At 73.0% G+C, this 1,460-nt stretch carries 1 protein-coding gene; it reads left to right on the forward strand.

The genetic code is table 11. The features are described from left to right. A partial coding sequence (locus ACGF12_RS38560) for a type I polyketide synthase (RefSeq protein ID WP_393041330.1) occupies positions 1–1,460 on the forward strand: 1,460 nt, incomplete at both ends.

A 1,460-nucleotide genomic window follows, 5' to 3' on the forward strand; every position in this document is an offset into this window, starting at 1 on the left:
TTCTGGCACCTCCTCGCCAACGGCTCCGACGCCATCACCGCCTTCCCCACCGACCGCGGCTGGGACCTCGACACCCTCTTCAGCTCCGACCCCGACCAGGCCGGCAGCAGTTACGTCCGGGAGGGTGGCTTCCTGGCCGACGCGACCCGCTTCGACGCCGACTTCTTCGGCATCAGCCCGTTCGAGGCCCTCGCCATGGACCCGCAGCAGCGCCTGCTGCTGGAGACCTCCTGGGAGACGGTGGAGCGGGCGGGCATCGACCCGGCGACCCTCCGCGGCAGCCGGACCGGCGTGTTCACCGGCACCAACGGCCAGGACTACACCGGGCTCCTGCAGCATGCGCCCGAAGAGGTCGAGAGCTACATGGGGACCGGTACGGCGGCGAGCGTCGTCTCCGGCCGCATCTCCTACACCATGGGGCTGGAAGGCCCGGCCATCACCGTGGACACCGCGTGCTCGGCGTCCCTGGTCGCCCTGCACATGGCCGCCCAGGCCCTGCGCAACGGCGAGTGCGACCTCGCCCTCGCGGGCGGCGTCACCGTCATGTCCACCCCGGCCGCCTTCGTCGCGTTCAGCCGTCAGCGCGGTCTCGCCGAGGACGGCCGCTGCAAGGCGTTCGCCGCCGCCGCGGACGGGACCGGCTGGGGCGAGGGCGTCGGCATGCTCCTGGTGGAGCGGCTCTCCGACGCCGAGCGCAACGGCCACCAGGTGCTGGCCGTGGTCCGGGGCAGTGCGGTCAACCAGGACGGTGCCAGCAACGGGCTGACCGCCCCCAACGGTCCGTCCCAGCAGCGCGTCATCCGCCAGGCCCTGGCCAACGCGGGCCTGACGGCCGGCCAGGTCGACGCGATCGAGGCGCACGGCACCGGCACCAAGCTCGGTGACCCCATCGAGGCCCAGGCCCTCATCGCCACCTACGGCCAGGACCGCCCCGACGGCCGCCCGCTGCAGCTCGGCTCCGTCAAGTCCAACATCGGCCACACCCAGGCCGCCGCCGGCGTCGCCGGCGTCATCAAGATGATCCTGGCCATGCAGCACGGCCTCCTCCCCAAGACCCTCCACGTCGACGAGGCCTCCCCCCACATCGACTGGTCGGCGGGTACGGTCGAACTCCTCGCCGAGGCCATGGCCTGGCCGGAGACCGGCGAGCCCCGCCGCGCCGCCGTCTCCGCATTCGGGATCAGCGGCACCAACGCCCACGTCATCCTCGAACAGGCCCCCGATGCGCCGACCGTCTCGGTGCAGCGGACCGAGGAGCCTGCCGTTCTGCCGTGGCTGCTCTCCGGCCGGACCCCGAAGGCGGTACGGGCCCAGGCCCAGCGCCTGCTGGAGCACGTCGAGGCCAACACCGAACTGTCCCCGGTGGACGTGGCCCACTCCCTCGCCACCACCCGCACCGCCTTCCACCACCGCGCCGCCGTGATCGGCGGGGACCGCGAGGGCTTCCTCACCGGCCTCAC

Origin of the sequence: Kitasatospora sp. NPDC048296 (assembly GCF_043201815.1) — a bacterium.
Lineage (GTDB): Bacteria > Actinomycetota > Actinomycetes > Streptomycetales > Streptomycetaceae > Kitasatospora.